The following is a 14968-nucleotide window of genomic DNA, read 5'->3' as shown; positions in this document are numbered from 1 at the left end:
ATGAAAATACTCATTATTGGCCCTTCATGGGTTGGCGATATGGTGATGTCACAATCACTATACAAAGTCATTAAACACCAACACCCAAACTGCACTATCGATGTCATTGCTCCTGGATGGTGTAAACCGATTCTTGAGCGTATGCCAGAAATCCACCAAGCGATTGAAATGCCTATCGGTCATGGTGAATTTAACTTATTAGGCCGCAGGGAAATTGGTAAATCATTACGTGAAAAGCAATATGACCACGCCTATATCTTGCCTAAATCAGCGAAATCAGCACTGATCCCATGGTTTGCCAACATTCCTCTTCGTACTGGCTGGAAAGGAGAAATGCGCTATGGTTTATTGAATGACTTACGCCCTAACATGAAGTCTTTTCAGTACATGGTAGAGCGCTATGTAGCGTTAGCTTATCCAAAAGCAGAAATGGTGGACTCTAATTCTCTTGGCGGGCTTGAAACCTTACCTCGCCCTCGCCTTGCAATCAACGCGGCAGAGCAACAAGCCACGCTCAAAAAGTTCAACTTAGCCCAAGACCAACCAACCATTGGACTATGCCCAGGAGCAGAGTTTGGTCCCGCCAAAAAATGGCCCGAAACACACTACGCTGAAGTTGCGACGCAAATGGCTCGATCTGGGCATCAAATCTGGTTGTTTGGTTCTCAAAAGGACTTAGAGACTTGTAACAATATTCGCGCACTTGTTCCGACGCAATTCCATGAGCACATTCATGTTCTGGCAGGCCAAACCAGCTTAATTGAAGCAGTCGATCTCCTTGCTGCATGTAAGACTGTTGTCGCGAATGACTCAGGCTTAATGCATGCGGCAGCTGCGGTTGGTTGTAATGTTGTTGCCGTGTATGGCTCAACTTCACCGAAGTACACCCCCCCACTCGCAGAAAAAGTGGAGATTGTTCATACCGATATTGATTGTCGCCCTTGTTTCCAGCGTGAATGTCAATACGAACACCTCAAGTGCTTGACAGAACTTTCGCCTAAGCAAGTGCTAGATAGCATTCAAAAACTTGACGCCATTACGATAAGCTCATGTTAGTTCGTATTGTTTATACCTTACTACTTGCTCTAGCGTCACCGCTGCTTTTATTTGGTTTGTACAAGAGCAAACCAAATAAGCCTAAGTTCGGCTCTCGCTGGAAAGAGCACTTTGGTATCACTCCCAAGCTAAAAAGCAACGACAAACCTATTTGGATACATGCCGTATCTGTTGGTGAAAGCATAGCAGCAACACCTTTAATTAAAGCCCTTAAGGAACAAAACCCCGAACAATCTATTCTAGTTACTACAACAACAAGTACCGGAGCTGAACAGATTGCTAAGTTGGGTGATTTAATTGAACACCGCTATATGCCAATTGACTTTGGGTTTGCTATCAAAGGCTTTCTTAAAGCAGTGCAACCAAAACAGATGTTGATCATTGAGACTGAGCTGTGGCCAAACACACTTCACAATATTCACAAAGCGGGTATCCCTATAACTGTCGTGAATGCGCGCCTATCTGAAAAATCATGTCAGAACTACGCCAAAATACAGCGGCTTTTTAACCAGCTTCATCCATGCCTAACTCAAGTACTCTGCCAAACGGATTCAGATGCAGAGCACTTCGAACGCTTAGGCGTTGAGAAAAAGAAACTATCCGTTACTGGCTCGATTAAGTTCGATATTCAAATATCAGAGCAAGTGAAACAACAAGGACAACAGCTTCGAGCCCAGCTTGGAAACGATCGTCCGATTTGGATTGCAGCTAGCACCCACAAAGGCGAGGACGAACAGGTATTAGATGCACATAGACAAGTTTTAAAATCTCATCCAAATGCTTTACTCGTTTTGGTTCCTCGCCATCCAGAACGATTTGATGATGTCTTCACGCTTTGCCAACAGCAAGGCTTTAACACTGTGCGTCGTACTTCAACACATTCAGTAGAGACTAATACTCAAGTATATCTCGGCGATACTATGGGCGAGATGCTAACTTTGATGGGCGCTGCGGACATCTGCTTTATGGGTGGCAGTCTAATCGGAGATAAAGTCGGTGGACACAATGTGTTAGAGCCAGCGGTTTTGGGCGTTCCAACCATAACCGGACCTAGTTTTTTCAACTTTGAAGATATTGTCGTCACCATGAAGAAAGAAGGTGTTATAGATATTGCCCAAAATTCTCAGGAAATTGCACTTTATACAGCACTCTATATGAGTAACAAAAATCAACGGAATGAAATAAGTAGCAAGTTAAAAGCATTTACGTCTAAAAGATGTGGGGCTTTAAAATCCACAATCCAGAAGCTTAACGCTATAAATGGTCAGTAAATTTTATAATATAAAATTAACATTTAAGCCAAGCATTGAGCATACACATAAAGCTTAGTAATAAAGTGGTGCCTTGATAACAAATAAGCCATCACATTGAGTTCTCAAAGAGCTGTCAAAATGAAATTTATTGATAAAGTAAGTATAAGCAAGATATCCCCACACGAATGGCTAATATCCACACCAATAATATGGGCTTTTTCAGGTCAACTAGTAAACTCTGATTCTTACAAAGCGATGATCGTACTGTCAGTAATTTCTCTAATTAGTTCAGTTTGGAACTATGGTTGCAAAACAATCATCCATAACATCACCAAGAATAGGTGGACTCAAGTTATTGGCATAATGTTATTATCAACTATATTTTATAAAGAATACAATAGTTCAATCTCCAACGACTCCTTGCGTGCTTATGCAAGCATGTTTGTCTTCCTTGTTTCTTTTCCAGATAAACTATCGGACAAACTATTTCACAATCTTCACTGGCTTTTGCTTATTTCCAGTTTATTCATGTTAACGTACACCACTCTTAACATGTATATTTGGAACAATCCTAGAGCACTATGGGATATAAACCCTATACCATACACAACAATTTCCGCAGCTGTGGCAACTGCCTCGATATGTTACTTTTTAACTACTAAAACAAAAGAAATTCGAAATATAAGTCTAATAGCTTTTATATTTAGCTTTAATTCATTGGTAATAAGCCTTTCAAGAGGACCATTTTTAGCTTTACTCTGCTCTTTATTTATTGTTGTTATTTTCACTCAAAGACAGAAATGCCTTAAATATGGTAGGTTGCTATCTATTATTACTGTCGCTATTTTATCTTTCACAATTCATTCTTCTCTTGTTTCCGAGAGAGTAAAAAGCACCGAAAATGCGATTGAAACAATCAAACAAGGTGGAACAGACACATCGATTGGAGCAAGAATAAAGTTATGGCATTCAAGTGTCTATTCGATATTTGAGAAACCGATATTCGGTTTGGGCAGTAAAGAGAAATCATTTCGAGAAACGTTAGCTAATAAAGGCATTATTGAGCAAGATACAGCTCAATGGGGGCACTACCACAATCAATACATCAATACTCTTGTAAAACAAGGCCTAGTAGGGCTGGCACTACTTATCGTATTATTTTTCTTCCCTTTATCACAGGTACGAAAATTAGACACACTGCCGGCAAGCATTGTGCTTGGTGTATTAACTGTTTTCTGGGTTTCAGCTTTTACGGACATACCTATAAATCATGCTCAGCCACTCATAATGTTCATCGCACTCATATCTTTATGTTGGATACAAAGTAAAGAAGAATAGAGTGAACACTAAGAGAAAGTTTATAAAACGCTACGTTCTAAATTTTTTACCTAAAAACGGCCCATGAGATACTCGAAGGCCGCTTTCATTTTTAACCTACGAGCCTCTACAGGTTAGCTTTCCAAACAAGATCGCATATTCCATCAGTCGGCTTAAAACCTGTTGGAGCTTCAAGCAATATGCTCCGAATTTTATCATGCTCAAAGTTATGACAAGCTTCATCTAACTTGCAGAGTATGTCTTGGTACTGATCAAGCGGTAAGTAGGTCTCATGAGCGGTCATAATACGCTCATGGCTAGTTTTCTTGACATTATCTCCAATCAATAGCTCCTCATAGAGCTTTTCACCAGGTCTTAAGCCTGTACAGCGTATTTCGATATCACCATCAGGATTCTCATCATCTCTTACCTCCAGCCCCGAAAGATTAATGAGGTTTTTAGCTAAGTCGATGATCTTCACAGACTCTCCCATATCAAGTACGAATACGTCCCCTCCTTTACCCATTGCTCCAGCTTGAATAACCAACTGTGCAGCTTCTGGAATGGTCATAAAGTATCGAGTGATCTCTGGGTGAGTCAGAGTGATCGGGCCTCCATGCTCAATTTGCTGCTTGAACAAAGGCACAACAGAGCCGGATGAACCGAGAACATTGCCGAAGCGAACCATACAGAACCTTGTACCTTTAGCGTCATGAAGTTGCTGCTCAGCGAGTGCCTGTAAGCCTAGCTCAGCTAAACGTTTCGTGGCTCCCATAACATTTGTCGGCCTCACAGCTTTATCGGTTGATATCAATACAAAAGACTCGACACCACTCTCGATTGCGGCCATGGCGGTGTAGTACGTACCAAAAACGTTGTTTCTAACGCCCTCTACAACGTTGTGCTCAACTAATGGAACATGTTTGTATGCTGCAGCATGGTACACCGTGTTTACTTTAAACGCGTTCATCACAGCCGATAAACGATTTTGGCGTTGGACGGAGCCAAGCAAAGGTATCACCTCTGAATCTAAGCCTTCATTCGCAATGTAACTATTTAACTCTTTATCTATCTGATACAACGCAAACTCTGAAAGCTCATAAAGAACCAGCTTTCTTGGTTTATTCTTAATAATCTGGCGACATAACTCAGAACCAATAGAGCCTCCCGCCCCAGTCACCATTACAACTTTACCTTTAATATTCGCTTCTAACAGTTTCTGGGTTGGTGCGACTGGTATACGACCAAGCAAATCCTCTATCGCTACCTCTTTTAACTCGTCTATCTTTACAATGCCTAAGACAAGATCATCCAAGTTTGGAATTGTCAAAACATCAATCCCCATTGTAGACAGCAGAGAAGCAGCTTCCGCTTTCTGTTTTTTCGGCGCTGAAGGAATGGATAAGATCGCTTTTTGAATACCGTACTTACGCTTTAAGCCTGCAATATTCTTGGGTGAGTAAACTTTAACGCCAACAATCGTTCTTCCAACTAGAGTTGGGTTATCATCAATAAATGCTTTAGCATTGTACAACTCTCCTTTTTGCAACATTACAACCAATTGCCGTCCGGCTTTTCCTGCACCATAAACAATGATGTTTTCTTTACCTTTCGATGAAGCCCCTTCAATAAGACTTACAACAACAAACCTCGAAAAGAAGGTTAAAATGAAAGAAAAACAAAAGAATAATATTGGTAATGTTCGCGGCAGCATTACCTGATTAAAATAAGAGGTAAAACCTAAAAAAAGTACGACAATACATAATGAGCTTACAATTAACTTTGCAATACTATTCATCGCATGTCTTAGCACGTGTTTGTAAACACCTCGAATCCAACAGATAAAGACAAAGAGAGTAGCGGATGAAATAGATAGGTATAAGTAGCTAGAGTAATCTATCAAGTACTCTAGCTGATAAAACCTTGTGAAAACTGCCATCCAAAAGGACAGTAATATAAAGTTAAAATCGGAGAGGGCTACTAACGTATCCTTCACTCTACGTCTCAAAAAAAACTCTTTCATTACGACCAACTTGAGCTTACTCATGCATTTCGTACATGAGAATACATATTGTTAATCAGTCATGAGTATAAACCCATGACTGAATACACTAATCAATAAACTCTCTAAACCAAAGTTCAACTGCCATTAAAGCTCGAATCTCTCGAGTATTATTTGAGGTGCCTTTACAATGATTTTCATAAAGCTCTTGGACAAAATCATGGTTGAAAATTCCTCTTGATTTGGCTTTTTCGCTAAATAAGAGCTCGGAAACCATGTCCTTTAAGTCCGTTTTGAGCCATTCGCCAATTGGAACTGTGAACATTTGCTTTTTACGGTAAGCTAACTCCTCGCCTATCAGGTTAGATACAGTCTTTTTGAAAATGTACTTCGTCTCACCATCGTGTAGTTTTAATTCACCTGGAATTGAAAAAGCTAGCTCAATCATTCTAAAGTCTAGAAATGGAGCACGGTTTTCAATAGAGACCGCCATTCCCATTCGGTCCGGTTTAACCAAGTTATTTCCAGGCAGTAATAGCTTGGTGTCTATATATAAGGCTTGGTTTACTCTGTCCTGATGCTTTACTTTCTTAAATGCTTGTTTCGCAAAGTAGTGACTGTCTACCCCAGCCAAAGCTTCCATCATAGAATCGCTGTATAGCTTACTCTTCGATGTTTGTTGGAATAGCGAAATACTTTCCAAAAACTTAATCTGAAACTCTTCGTCACTTAGCGAGTCAGTGTCTGAATCAAAAAAGTTTTTGTATTTATCATATCCCGCAAACAGTTCATCAGCCCCATCGCCTGTTAAAACCATTTTCACTTCTTTTGAAGCAAGTTCTGCGACTTTATACGTCGGCATAAATGAAACATCACCATGCGGTTGATCGCAATGATATGTTGATTTCCCCCACAAGTTCAGGAGGTTTGCTTCTACTTTTTCGCAAACATGCTCAGTATTGAACCTGTTGGCCGCAGCCTCTGCGTAGGGGGATTCATCGTACTTTTTATCATGAAACCCAATCGAAAATGTTTTGACTGGTTGTTCTAAATGCTTCGCCATATACCCAACAACGGAGCTTGAATCTACTCCTCCAGATAAGAACGCACCAAACGGGACATCAGCTCTTAAACGAAGTCGAACTGCATCATCTAAAGTCGTGTCCAATTGCTCAATCCAGGCCGCTTCACTTGCTTCTTCTGGATTGACATCAGCGACATCCCACCAAGAGACTTCTTCAATGCCTGAATTAGAAATAGAGAGGTAGCTTCCCGGCATGACATGCTCCACACCAGAAAACATTGTCATGGGTGGTACCACATAATTGTAAGAGATATAACTATCTAATGCTTTCTTGTTTAGTTCTCTTGGAATACCTACCTTCAAGATTGATTTTATTTCCGAACCAAAGGCCAACATTCCGTTGTGATTTGCATAATATAGTGGCTTTTCTCCAACGCGATCACGAATGAGAAACATAGTGTCTATGCGCTTATCGTAAATACTGATTGCAAACATACCGTTTAGCATTGAAATGAAGTCAATACCGTACTTTTGGTAAAGTCTTAACAATACTTCTGTGTCACATGTTGTTTTACACTCGAAAGGGGTCCCAGCAAGTTTTTGAGCAAGTTCAACATGGTTAAATATTTCACCATTTTGAACTACAACAATATCGTGCTCATCAGAATAAAAAGGCTGTTGTCCGTGCTCTAAATCTAAGATTGCTAATCTCTGGTTTCCGAGTGCTCTACCTTCCCGGTGGTAATACCCCATGCCATCAGGTCCTCGATATACAATCGCCTCCCCCATGGCACGCACCGTTTCTTCGCTTAAAGAACGATTAGAAAAGTCGAAGTAACCGAAAATACCGCACATATTAATTCCCACCTTTTCTAATAACTTGCTTCACTGTCATCGCTATAATTTTAAGATCGAGATAAATGCTATGAGTCTTTACATATTCTAGATCTAATCGGGTTCTCTCTTCTGGTGTCGTATTTGAACGCACCGTAGCTTGAGCCAAACCCGTGATTCCCGGTTTGACGCTATTACGTAATTGCCACTCATCTGGCGTATAGTTTTTTTCTTGGACGGGGACGTCAGGACGAGGGCCAACGATGCTCATATCACCCAATAGCACGTTTATAAGTTGCGGTAATTCATCAATGCTTGTTCTTCTGATCACTCGTCCAACTCTAGTGATTCTTGGATCATTTTGTTGAGTGAAATAAGGACCTACTTCGGATGCATTGCATTTCATACTACGAAATTTATACATCCCAAACTCTCTCCCTCCTAACCCCACTCTTTTTTGTTTAAAAAATGGTGAACCTGGATCATCGACGAAGATGATGATCGCAACAACAAACAAAAGTGGCGCGAGTAAAATCAATGCCAACGCCGAAGCTAAACAATCAAAAATAGTTTTCACATCTCACCTTCTACAATGCCATCCACAATTCTTTTTAGTTCGTTTTTATCATATTGAATCTGCTCATAAGTCCTATTTTTCAATCTCTCTATCTCGGAATACAAGCGCGATACTTCTAGCTCTAGATCGAGTTTACTCTTTAGTTCCTCAAGGTTTTTAGAACGCTGATGAAATGCTCTGGACAATATAACCGCACTTGAACCAAGACGAGCATGTTCCCCCAAAATCAAACTAGCAGGTAATGTCCCTTCGCCGACTCTAGCCACGCCCCCAAAGCCAAATGGCTTTCCAGAAGTTTTTATTGCCGCGACTAATTGATCCAAGTATCCCGTTGAAATGATCTCGAACATAAAACGAAAACCTAACTCTCTATGCAAGTCATTCAACCCTATATAGAACTCTGATACATACGGGCTATCAACATAAGTTTCTAGAGACTCGGCTGCAGATTTTGTCTCAATAAGAGGAATGAATTTGGCTCTGCCATTTATCATCTTACCAACACTGTTCACCTCTTCTTTTGAGTGAAACATTGGTAACATAATGATATCAGCACCCTCGGCAATAGCTCGATCGACTTCTTTGCTAATGTTTTTATTGAAAGGGTTGATGCGAACTAATACTTCAGATGAACCTGATGCCGTTTTAACCTTATTGATATCTTCCTCAGAATGATTACTTATTACAGTATCTAAATGTCCTTGACGCTCATATTTACCAAGAATTTCCAGGTCAACAAAAATACGACTAATACCACAACTGTTAGCATAAGAAGCAATCTCTGGATTATTAGTTATATACATTAAATTCATACTAACTCCTACTAGTCATAAACCTAAACATTAAAACAAACACTAATAAAACTGATGTTACGTATACTCCTATAGTAAAGGTTCCAATAATAGGTTCTAATGTAATAACAAAGTTCTTTGCAGAGTAAAAAATAACAAACGTCATCAATAGCAAGGAAATACCAAGCACAAGTATTCTCATATCTACATAGAATGGAAAAATCTTATGCCCGGCTCGAAGAGCAATCAAAAAACATATTGCTGTAGTGGCGTAAAAAGTTATTAGAGAATAAAGCAAATCTTCAATTGGTGGTTTTACCAATATTAAAAAAGAAAAGACGACAATACCCAATAGGGTAGTAACTATGAAAGGTCGCTTAGTATCCCTTCTTGATGAAAAAACAGCCAGAATAATGCCGTTCACGCACTGAAACGGCAAACTTATGGCATACGTTTTCAAATATTCAGAAATATTCATCAACTGATGGTGACTTAACGCCCCCCAACCATAAATAGTTTCAACTATAGTATCCGCATAAAGAACCATTGCTGTCGTCACAAGTATGGACATAAAAAGACTAAAACATAATATATTGGATGCTAGTTTTAAGAACTTACCTTCATTACCATTCGAGTATATTCCCGATAGTTTAGGAAGAAATATTATACTAAATACCGTCGATAGGATAATTAAAGGCAGCTCTACCAACTTAATTGTGTAGTTCACTAAAGACAACGACCCTCCCCCATCAATGGAAGCGACGGTACGGACAATTATTGGTAAAAGGAAGATAACACCACCTGCAGCCAAAGCATAAAAATATCTAGATAATAAATCTCTGCTTATTAAATTTCTTTCATGTTTGATAAAAAATGGGGGTAACCCTATAGCAAGTACTTGTGACAGCCACCTCATTAGAGACGCTAACACCAAGCCAATCGATATTAAGATAAACCCACTATCTAAAAAGGCTGTTAAGCAAACAAATACAATAATAGTAAGATTAACTATTAACGTACTCAAAGAAGTAATTGTGAACCTTTCTTTGGAATTTAGATAAGCTAACGAAGCACCAGTTGCCAATGAAAAAGGCAATGCAATCAAGCTAAAGAAGAAGTAATCTTGATTGGTTTCTATAAATTTCTCATTCATTCCCAAAGCAAGAAATGATATTAAGTCACTCCTAAGTGGATAAGAAAGCAAGCAAACTGTTAAACCAAAAAGAAACATTACTGAAGTTACTTGTTTGTAAAGTAACTGACTATCTTCTTCATTTAATTTCTTAAACTCAGGAACTAGTGCCATACTCATGGCACCGCCCATGAGTAAGTTAACTAAAAAGTCTGGGGTTGTAAGCAATAAAACAATAAAATCACTGTTTTCTGTTGCCCCAAAATTATTTGCGATTATTATTTCACGAAGAAAGCCACTAAAACGACCGATAAACAGTCCCAGCGAAACAATTAATGCACTAAGGAAGATTTTCTTCATGGGTATAGCTAGGAACCTAGATATCTAGAAATTTCACGTGAAATATTTTCTGTAGCTAAGCCTTCATACAGACTTATGCCGTGAGTGGCTCTTTCAAGCTCTTCAATAATGGCATTGTACAGCTCACTTTCATGAAATACGGGGGTGGATAAACCAGCCTTATAGAATGAATTGTAGCGGTTGAAAACGGTTCCTTCTAATGTAACTAATCCCAACCCCATGGCTTTGCCCTCTAAGCCAACAGTACTCATATTAGTCAAAACAATATCTGACTGAGCTAACTGCTCATGAAGTGAATCATTCTTACCTGAGACATGCAAGTTACTGTAGTCTGAATAATCAATAACTTGATTTGGATGCGGCCTTACAATAACTTTCCAATCATGTTCTTGAGCAAGAACATTGAGCTTTTCTCGGACTCTAAATGCAAACTCCGGGTCACCTACAATATCAGGATATAAATGAAAATGTTTAGGCAGGTGGCAGTCAGCGAACAAAAGCGTTAACTGATTTGTTTTTTTTCTTCTTTCTGTCAATTTGATACTATCAAAAACTGGCGTACCGGTGGCAACAATTCGAGCTGAGCGACTTTTTCTTGATGCTTCCAAGTTAGATTTAACTTCACTGGAAAGGACGCAAATAATATCAGCTAACTCGTCATTAGCGATATCTAAAACTCCTGAAAGCCCACCTTCAATCCATAACCCATCGTTGATACAAAGCGTCGGTACACCACACTTCTTCGCCGCAGACAAAGACGCTCGTTCTGCTCTGATTGCATTCGTTGTGATAAGCATATCAGGAGAAAGAGATTGAATAATTTTTATTAACGTGGGCTCTGGATAAAAAGCAGCTCTTCCTTTGCTTTCATACAATGACTTTGCCTCCTCCAGACCTACGCTCTCGACAAGATCATAGTATGAGCAACCCATGTAATATAAGCTATCTTCATATTGTACTTCACCATTATGCTCGAGGTTCGCAAGGAGGCCTTCACCAGTAGTAACGACTTCCGGATCGAAGAGTTCTTTGAAAGATCGGAATGTCACATAAGGTACGCCCCGAGCAGCTAAGTAAGGAGCGGCCAAAGTCAAAGCTAGGACCGTTATCTCGTATTTATCTTTGAGCTGCTGGTAAAGGGGCTCAATGATCGTTACGTGCCCACCACCGTAACATACCATTAGCAGTTTTTTTTTCATTTCCTGACCTTAAAACTAAGATTTTACAGCGTTGCTTATATTCTTTAACTGCACTTTTAATCTATGTCGCAATAACTTAGTAATTATTTAATAATATATAAACTATAGGTAGCTAAAGACACTAATATGCAAACAGTGTATTATTAGATAAAACGAAAGAACAAATAGCATTACTAGATAGTAATAATCGAAAGTCGTTGTGATAATAGCCTTATTGCCTACTAGCTTCATATTTTTTGTATTCAATAGCTTTGTAGTTAACTATTCATCTTCACACCGAGATAGTAATATCTCAGCGATTTTGAACTCTACAGGGAAATTGATATCAAAAACTTCTTCTACTGGCATTATAAAGTGCTTAGGCTTAGCACCGAAGAAGTAACTATTTTTCAACATATTTTTGTGCCTTTGAATAAAAATAGCACCATCTTGTGCATAAAGCGGCTCCAGCTCTGATGCTAGCGTATGCCTTTCCGCATATGGGTTATAATTTAAAACTTGAAAATTAGAGTCCCATAAGTGCTCTTTCAATTCATATACCGATAACAAAGAGTCATACCCTTCTTGTTCAGCCTCAAAAAAAGCGTTAACAGCACTCTCATAAGTATCGACAGATACTAATGGGTTTGTACAGTGAGCCCAAACAACAACATCTGCGGAAATCAAACTACACATGTTTCCTATCATATCATTGGCACTAGCTCGTGCTTCATCACAGTAGTAGTCTGGTCTCTTTACTACTTCTGCACCTCTTGCTTTTGCTAGTTCTAAAATCGTTACGTCTTCAGAACCGACAACAACACGGCTAATAGAGGGACATTGCTTTAGAGTATCAATTTTCCGCTCTAAGAGGCTAACGCCATTGATTGGAAGAATATTTTTATTCGGAATTCTTTTGCTTCCACCGCGAGCAACTATTACTGCTACAACATCCACATTAATCACCTGTATAAATATTAGATTGGTATTAAGGATTATACCTCGTCAAGCATCGCACAATCCTAAAGTTTCTTAAACTAATCAAGTTTACACTGACTATAACAAGTTAACCACACAATCAAAGATTTGTTGGTAGCGTTAGGTGGACACTTCAAATTATTGCGTAGTGTTTTGGTTATAACCATCTCGTAAGGCTTCAAAGTTAATTTCTTGCCACTTTATCCGGCGTTTATCTAACTCCTTCAAAAATGAACGCTTCAGTCGCGATAAATTGGCACTTTGCCACTCAGAGCTTCGCTCAAAACGGCACTTATCAAAATCGATAATCCATACCTTATCTTTGTCGTCGATCAAGATATTGTGGATATTCAAATCGGTATGGTTAACGCCAACCTGATGCATCTTGGCAATTTCTTGCCCTATTTTCTGATACATTTCTACCGATAAAGACTGTTCTTGCAAGATACTAACCAGATCTCTGGCGTTTGGGATTCGCTCACTTAATAAATCAGCTTGATAGAAGAGTCCTGACTTTACGGCTCTTGCTGCAATAGGACGAGGAACGTGCACCCCAGCCTCAATTAGCGCCAACAAAAGCTGAAACTCTTGCGCACAACGGGTGTTATCCCAGCCAGAGAACCAATAATGATCGTTAACTAACTTCCCAAACAAACCGCCACGACGGTAATGACGTAGTGCCGCTTGCATGTTCTCTAGTTGGATAAACCATGTCGTGCCTCGCCCCGTCGCACTGCCAACCACCTTGTCTAAGGACTGCCAGTATTCCGCATCAAATATCGGTTGGCTAGGGTCTGTAATGATCTCGTCATCAAACCAGATCCCTTGGTTGTTGTTTTTATACTGTTGAGTCATGCGCTCACCCTCTAGCCTAAATACCGGCTGGCTAATATATACAACCAAGTAAATGCAGCAAACGCCAAAGCAACCATAACGGCAGCAGAGCCTATATCTTTAGCTCGCCCACTGAGTTCATGCCGTTCAATACCGATACGATCCACTACCGCCTCAATCGCTGAGTTTACAAGCTCTACAATCAAGACCAATACCACGACCCCGATCATTAAGATACGCTCAACCATGCCGACATCCACTAGCCAAGCCAAAATCACAGCAATACTCAACAGAGCCAACTCTTGTCGAATGGCAGCTTCATGCTTAAAAGCCGCTTTTAATCCTTGGATCGAATAACCCGTCGCTTTAACGATGCGCTTTAGTCCGGTGTTACCCGGCTTGCCAGATTCTTGCGATTGATGTGGTGTTGTCTTTGACATTGCAGAACACTTATCAGTACTTAGCTATATTCGAGCCGTGTATTTTACATTTATTGGGGATGTCTGCATAATTTACCTGCCTCTATTCATCGAATCAGACAATAATTATGTTCACTTCTGCCCCATCGTCACTATGCGTCTTGCGTTTGTCCGCTATCGGAGACGTTTGCAATACTATCGCCACCATTCAAGCTATTCAGAAACACTGGCCTTCGACCCAGATTACTTGGATAACGGGTAAACTTGAAGCCCAGTTATTAGCCGCCATCGATGGTGTAGAAGTGATTGTTTTTGATAAAAAAGCGGGACTTGATGGCTACAAATCACTTTGGCGACAGCTGAAAGGCAGAGAGTTTGATGCGCTATTGCATATGCAGTACGCGATTCGAGCAAGTGTCGCAACGTTGGGCATTAAAGCAAAATACAAACTTGGTTTCTCTTCTGATAGAAGCCAGGACTTTCAAACACTATTTACCAATGTCAAAGTGCCTTCCCCGCAATCTCTGCATGTCGCAGATGGCTTAATGGCCTTTGCCCATCAAATTGGGGTACCAAAGGCAGAACTAGACTGGGTACTTTCTTATTCAGACCACGACCAAGCTTGGGCAGAGTCTCATATTTCTCGTAGTAAACCTAACCTGCTGATTGTGCCTGGTGCGAGCAAAGCTTATAAAAACTGGAACGCGGAAGGTTATGTGGATGTGATTCATCACGCCAGAGCAAAAGGCTGGAACGTGATTCTGGCAGGCAGCCCTGCTCAGGTAGAATTGGACCTGGCAGAGGCCATTCAATCTCGCTTGGAAGAACCGTGTCTAAATTTAGTTGGACAAAGCTCAATTCTGCAAATGCTTGCGTTAATAGATAAGGTTGAAATGGTCATCGCCCCCGATACCGGACCAGCACACATGGCAAATGCCATGAAAACGCCAATCATCGGGCTCTATGCACACCATAATCCGCTTCGAGTGGGACCTTACCGCTACCTAAAATACGTTGTCTCGGTTTATGAAGAAACGATCTTTGCGGAAACAGGCAAAAACAGTCACGAGTTAAGCTGGCGAACTCGCGCTAAAGATGAAACGGCAATGAACCGCATTACTAACATTCAAGTAATGAGCATGTTCGATCAAGTCTTAGAAGATTTGTATCCTCAATACCAGTAAACTTACTGTCTTGATTTGTTAAGAAGGAA

13 protein-coding genes are annotated in these 14968 nt (G+C 40.1%); 4 read left to right on the top strand and 9 right to left on the bottom strand.

Annotated features, from left to right (window positions below):
* The 3 genes from waaF to H9L11_RS07935 all read left to right on the top strand — a co-directional run bounded on the left by waaF (window position 1) and on the right by H9L11_RS07935 (window position 3647).
* Window positions 1-1056, top strand: coding sequence for a lipopolysaccharide heptosyltransferase II (gene waaF, locus H9L11_RS07945; protein ID WP_205390647.1), 1056 nt, complete (start codon window positions 1-3; stop codon window positions 1054-1056).
* Window positions 1050-2327, top strand: a complete 1278-nt coding sequence (gene waaA, locus H9L11_RS07940; protein WP_064377033.1) for a lipid IV(A) 3-deoxy-D-manno-octulosonic acid transferase — start codon at window positions 1050-1052, stop codon at window positions 2325-2327. The genes waaF and waaA overlap by 7 nt, the downstream gene beginning before the upstream one ends.
* A gap of 120 nt (window positions 2328-2447) precedes the next feature.
* Window positions 2448-3647 (top strand): O-antigen ligase family protein, encoded by a 1200-nt coding sequence (locus H9L11_RS07935; protein ID WP_205390646.1) that lies wholly within the window; start codon window positions 2448-2450, stop codon window positions 3645-3647.
* Between the two features lie 106 nt (window positions 3648-3753).
* On the opposite strand, the gene H9L11_RS07930 is transcribed toward H9L11_RS07935, so the two are convergent.
* The 9 genes from H9L11_RS07930 to H9L11_RS07890 all read right to left on the bottom strand — a co-directional run bounded on the left by H9L11_RS07930 (window position 3754) and on the right by H9L11_RS07890 (window position 13776).
* Window positions 3754-5565, bottom strand: a complete 1812-nt coding sequence (locus H9L11_RS07930; RefSeq protein WP_275890744.1) for a nucleoside-diphosphate sugar epimerase/dehydratase — start codon at window positions 5563-5565, stop codon at window positions 3754-3756.
* A 172-nt stretch (window positions 5566-5737) separates the two neighbouring features.
* Window positions 5738-7507 (bottom strand): asparagine synthase (glutamine-hydrolyzing), encoded by a 1770-nt coding sequence (gene asnB, locus H9L11_RS07925; RefSeq protein WP_205390644.1) that lies wholly within the window; start codon window positions 7505-7507, stop codon window positions 5738-5740.
* Window position 7508: 1 nt separating this feature from the next.
* Window positions 7509-8063 carry a sugar transferase gene (locus H9L11_RS07920; RefSeq protein WP_205390643.1) on the bottom strand — a complete coding sequence of 185 codons (555 nt, stop codon included), beginning with the start codon at window positions 8061-8063 and terminating at the stop codon, window positions 7509-7511.
* Window positions 8060-8875 (bottom strand): aldolase/citrate lyase family protein, encoded by an 816-nt coding sequence (locus H9L11_RS07915; RefSeq protein ID WP_205390642.1) that lies wholly within the window; start codon window positions 8873-8875, stop codon window positions 8060-8062. Before H9L11_RS07915 ends, H9L11_RS07920 begins: the two co-directional genes overlap by 4 nt.
* Window position 8876: 1 nt before the next feature.
* Window positions 8877-10346 (bottom strand): lipid II flippase MurJ, encoded by a 1470-nt coding sequence (locus H9L11_RS07910; RefSeq protein ID WP_205390641.1) that lies wholly within the window; start codon window positions 10344-10346, stop codon window positions 8877-8879.
* A gap of 8 nt (window positions 10347-10354) precedes the next feature.
* Complete coding sequence (locus H9L11_RS07905) at window positions 10355-11545, bottom strand: hypothetical protein (RefSeq protein WP_043035981.1); 1191 nt, start codon at window positions 11543-11545, stop codon at window positions 10355-10357.
* 261 nt (window positions 11546-11806) lie between these two features.
* Complete coding sequence (locus H9L11_RS07900) at window positions 11807-12481, bottom strand: acylneuraminate cytidylyltransferase family protein (RefSeq protein WP_052499839.1); 675 nt, start codon at window positions 12479-12481, stop codon at window positions 11807-11809.
* Window positions 12482-12640: 159 nt separating this feature from the next.
* The gene (locus H9L11_RS07895; protein ID WP_205391086.1) at window positions 12641-13357 is read right to left on the bottom strand and encodes a 3-deoxy-D-manno-octulosonic acid kinase; all 717 of its coding nucleotides are present in this window, start codon (window positions 13355-13357) and stop codon (window positions 12641-12643) included.
* An 11-nt stretch (window positions 13358-13368) separates the two neighbouring features.
* Window positions 13369-13776 carry a diacylglycerol kinase gene (locus H9L11_RS07890; RefSeq protein WP_005395798.1) on the bottom strand — a complete coding sequence of 136 codons (408 nt, stop codon included), beginning with the start codon at window positions 13774-13776 and terminating at the stop codon, window positions 13369-13371.
* A gap of 107 nt (window positions 13777-13883) precedes the next feature.
* Between H9L11_RS07890 and H9L11_RS07885 the strand changes: the two genes are divergently transcribed.
* A complete protein-coding gene (locus H9L11_RS07885; RefSeq protein ID WP_205391085.1) occupies window positions 13884-14939 on the top strand; it encodes a glycosyltransferase family 9 protein in 1056 nt (351 codons plus the stop codon).
* The last annotated feature ends 29 nt before the right edge of the window (window positions 14940-14968 follow it).

This window comes from Vibrio sp. sp1, from assembly GCF_016920955.1.
GTDB classification, from domain to species: domain Bacteria; phylum Pseudomonadota; class Gammaproteobacteria; order Enterobacterales; family Vibrionaceae; genus Vibrio; species Vibrio alginolyticus.
The sequence above is the reverse complement of the archived record's forward strand: the minus strand, read 5'-3'. Positions and strand labels throughout refer to the sequence as shown.

Excerpts from the sequence above, each read along its gene's own strand:
- waaF (WP_205390647.1), top strand. The coding sequence starts at position 1 with ATGAAAATACTCATTATTGGCCCTTCATGGGTTGGCGATATGGTGATG.
- waaA (WP_064377033.1), top strand. The coding sequence starts at position 1,050 with ATGTTAGTTCGTATTGTTTATACCTTACTACTTGCTCTAGCGTCACCG.
- H9L11_RS07935 (WP_205390646.1), top strand. The coding sequence starts at position 2,448 with ATGAAATTTATTGATAAAGTAAGTATAAGCAAGATATCCCCACACGAA.
- H9L11_RS07930 (WP_275890744.1), bottom strand. The coding sequence starts at position 5,565 with ATGGCAGTTTTCACAAGGTTTTATCAGCTAGAGTACTTGATAGATTAC.
- asnB (WP_205390644.1), bottom strand. The coding sequence starts at position 7,507 with ATGTGCGGTATTTTCGGTTACTTCGACTTTTCTAATCGTTCTTTAAGC.
- H9L11_RS07915 (WP_205390642.1), bottom strand. The coding sequence starts at position 8,875 with ATGAATTTAATGTATATAACTAATAATCCAGAGATTGCTTCTTATGCT.
- H9L11_RS07910 (WP_205390641.1), bottom strand. The coding sequence starts at position 10,346 with ATGAAGAAAATCTTCCTTAGTGCATTAATTGTTTCGCTGGGACTGTTT.
- H9L11_RS07905 (WP_043035981.1), bottom strand. The coding sequence starts at position 11,545 with ATGAAAAAAAAACTGCTAATGGTATGTTACGGTGGTGGGCACGTAACG.
- H9L11_RS07895 (WP_205391086.1), bottom strand. The coding sequence starts at position 13,357 with ATGACTCAACAGTATAAAAACAACAACCAAGGGATCTGGTTTGATGAC.
- H9L11_RS07890 (WP_005395798.1), bottom strand. The coding sequence starts at position 13,776 with ATGTCAAAGACAACACCACATCAATCGCAAGAATCTGGCAAGCCGGGT.
- H9L11_RS07885 (WP_205391085.1), top strand. The coding sequence starts at position 13,884 with ATGTTCACTTCTGCCCCATCGTCACTATGCGTCTTGCGTTTGTCCGCT.